Origin of the sequence: Halorubrum sp. SD626R, assembly GCF_001261915.1 — an archaeon.
Lineage (GTDB): Archaea > Halobacteriota > Halobacteria > Halobacteriales > Haloferacaceae > Halorubrum.
The window spans coordinates 1-2,983 of the sequence record NZ_CVRT01000016.1 but is presented as its reverse complement, the minus strand read 5'-3'; the positions used below and the strand labels follow the sequence as shown (position 1 = coordinate 2,983).

2 protein-coding genes and 3 pseudogenes are annotated in these 2,983 nt (G+C 53.5%); all 5 read left to right on the top strand.

Going from position 1 to position 2,983, the window contains the following annotated elements; all coding sequences use genetic code 11:
• Positions 1-78: 78 nt before the first annotated feature.
• Positions 79-715, top strand: a pseudogene (locus SD626R_RS00790) (IS6 family transposase).
• A gap of 291 nt (positions 716-1,006) precedes the next feature.
• Complete coding sequence (locus SD626R_RS00785; protein WP_092562143.1) at positions 1,007-1,228, top strand: YgaP family membrane protein; 222 nt, start codon at positions 1,007-1,009, stop codon at positions 1,226-1,228.
• A gap of 151 nt (positions 1,229-1,379) precedes the next feature.
• Positions 1,380-2,102, top strand: coding sequence for an SHOCT domain-containing protein (locus SD626R_RS00780; RefSeq protein ID WP_241996658.1), 723 nt, complete (start codon positions 1,380-1,382; stop codon positions 2,100-2,102).
• A 33-nt stretch (positions 2,103-2,135) separates the two neighbouring features.
• Positions 2,136-2,648, top strand: a pseudogene (locus tag SD626R_RS00775) (transposase); the annotation flags it as partial.
• 14 nt (positions 2,649-2,662) lie between these two features.
• A pseudogene (locus tag SD626R_RS00770) lies at positions 2,663-2,893 on the top strand (IS200/IS605 family accessory protein TnpB-related protein); the annotation flags it as partial.
• Between the last annotated feature and the right edge of the window lie 90 nt (positions 2,894-2,983).

Genomic DNA, 2,983 nt, shown 5'->3' with positions numbered 1-2,983 from the left:
ATCTCGTCGAATTACAGGACGAACATGTAACTCTCTGAGGATTTCAACAGAGCCAAGCGTGTGTTATCTGAGTGGTTGATGCCCGAAGAGACATGCCCTACCGGTAGTATCACAAAATTGAATCACATTCTGTGGAACGAGAAGGGAGACCGAGATTGTTGATGAAACTCGGTAGCCAACTCTATCTCGTTGAAGTATCATTTTGCTATATTTTATTTTTGATACATTTAGCATCGAACGTGCTCGATCAACTATTCACAAGTGGATCGGTGAGGCTGATCTACAGTCCGAAACTGGGTGGTGTCCGGATCATATTACGCTTGACGAGACTGTGCTCCGGCTCAGCGATGAGCAGTATAGGCCGTATGCTGTCGTCTATCCGGAGACGTACGAACTACTCAATATGATGTTTGAGTCGACAACAACAAGGGTTTTCGCAGATTCGTTTCTGACGGAACTCCCCGAGAAACACGGTGTCGGAAACGTCGTGTTTCTCGCCGATGGGTCGCACTCGTTACAAGATGCACGTCATCGCTACGGCTTCGATTTCAGGTACGAAGGACGTGGAAATCGGAACAGCGTCAAACGCGTCTTTAGAGGAATAAAACGTCAAGCTATCTGTTTCTCAAACTGCTTCAGCAACGCTGAAGTCGAAACCGCCGACGATTGGGCCAGATCGTTCAGTTTCGTATGGAATCGGCGTATCCGAACGTAAGGACCGCATCGCAGCGTGAGGTTATGATGCAGCGAAAGACTACCGGTTAGAGAGACGACGACACCCACGCCAGCAAGCCTGCATCAAATTCGCCGGCAACTCCTAACTGACGTCGGGCCTCTTGTTTCGTCCCCTCCGAGATCGGTGGGAGAACGTCTTACCGAGCGTAGAGAACTGAGATGCTCTTGTAGGTTGGTTGGAACACATAGCAACGCCCGCTAGATATACATCGCACATCGGTGATTGCTCCGCCGACAGACTTAATATATTGTGTGTTTATAACAATATTATATGGGGAAAAAGTGTCAACTGCAAGTGCGCCGTCTCGCCGGTGGAATAGCGTTGCTTGGACTCACGCTCGGGGCATTCGTGTCACGATGGTTCTTGTTGCTTGTCGGGTTTGTAGGTATTAATCTCATTCAAAGCAGTTTCACAGACGTCTGCCCGGCAGAGCAGTTTCTCCCAGGGTGTGAAACGAACGCCGAGGCCGACACCTCATCTGTAAGATCCTGACTCCGATCGGACGCGAGAATCATTTCTTAGCCTAGTTTTCACCCACAATTCAGCAAATAGAACGAAGGAGGTTGGACTGCTAAATAATTTAGATGGCCTGGCGGCAGTACATATTTAGCAGTGTAGCTTATATGCAATACTATGATAGAATATGGACGGACTGACCGGCGATACGGACAGTGCGGACAATCAGCCGACCGGGAGTGCCGCCGTCCGAATTGCCACACACCCGCGGGGATGCCACACGATGACCGGCGGTGAGCGGGTTCGCGGTGGTCAGATACAGCGATGGGTTGCAGCAGTGTTCAAGCCGGCCGGCGTTGGGGTTGGGGTAACGGTGCTCGCGAGTGTGGTACCATTTGTTGGGTTGCTCGCACCGGCAATCGGCGGTGGCGTGGCGAGCCAGGTGAAGAAGTCTGGCGACGGAAGCGGACCACGAATTGGGGTTGTCACAGGCGCATTAGTGGTGCTGCTGTCGCTACCGATGACGTTTTTCGCGGTGGCGGTCGCTGCGACCGTGTCTCCGATCGCGACGGTCGGCGTGCTCGGAATGGCCCTCATCGGTGCGGTATACGTCATCGGGAGCAGCGCGCTCGGAGGCTACCTTGCCGACGAGCTCGCAGAAGGTCACCGGAGCTCTAAAGACGCTACGCGGCAACTGACGCCAGCTACGACTGGAGGGTCAGCGTCACCAATCGAGCGACTCAAGCGCCGGTACGTTGACGGCGAAATCGATGACGACGAGTTTGAACGGCGACTGGAGCGGTTAGTAACTATCGAAGGGGTCGGGAAGCAGGCGGGGGACCGCGGCGTCAAAGGTCGCGAACAACGACCGAACCAGCGGGAGACTACAGTACCTGCCCACGAGCGTTAACGGCGTCTGAGATGACCGATGCGCCGAGCGTAGTACAATGGGACACAGTCGCTGGATACGAAGCGATTTCGCGTCGTCGGCGTTCGCAATGAGGACACCGGCGACTATCACCTGTACATGACGAATTTAGCGAGGAAGGAGTTCTTTCCGGCGGATTTAGCGGAGGTCTACCGCTGTCGGTGGGAAATTGAGTTGCTCTTCCGGGAGCTGAAGACGCAGTACAAATTGGACGAGTTCGACACGAGTGACGAACACGTGGTGAGGATCTTGTTGTACGCAGCGCTGCTATCGCTGCTTGTAAGCCGCGATCTGTCGGCTCTAGTCACTGAGCAGACGGATGATGAGCTTGTGTTTCCGACAGAGCGCTGGGCGGCGACCATTCGGTCGCACGCCCATCTTATTCTCCACGAACTCGGTGAGTTCCTCGGCTACTCACGATCGCCGCCGCTCGACCGATTGATCGAAGACGCTCAAAAGATCCACAAGCAACGACCAATCTTACAAGAGACGATCGCTACCGCTACACAACCGTGGTGTGAGGATTAAGTAAAGACGAATGAGTGCTGGACTACCAGCACAAGATCACGACATGGCTCGTCCGCAAGGACGACGCCGTGTTCGTGGAAGATATTGATCTGAAGGGGATGTTGGAACAGTCACATAACACTCGTAACAAGCAGGATGCGGCGTGGCGACAGCTTATAACATTCCTCGAGTTCAAGACTGATCTGTACGGCTGTCACGTCGTACGGGTCAAAACAGGGGGTACCACGAAAGAGTTTGCTTCGTGTGATGGGCGGTGTTCAAATAAGGATTGAAATGTGAGGCGGTACGTTTTCAAAGTGATCTATGCCCGAAAACGACCGCCTCAGCGGCTGTTT

Excerpts from the sequence above, each read along its gene's own strand:
- SD626R_RS00785 (WP_092562143.1), top strand. The coding sequence starts at position 1,007 with ATGGGGAAAAAGTGTCAACTGCAAGTGCGCCGTCTCGCCGGTGGAATA.
- SD626R_RS00780 (WP_241996658.1), top strand. The coding sequence starts at position 1,380 with ATGGACGGACTGACCGGCGATACGGACAGTGCGGACAATCAGCCGACC.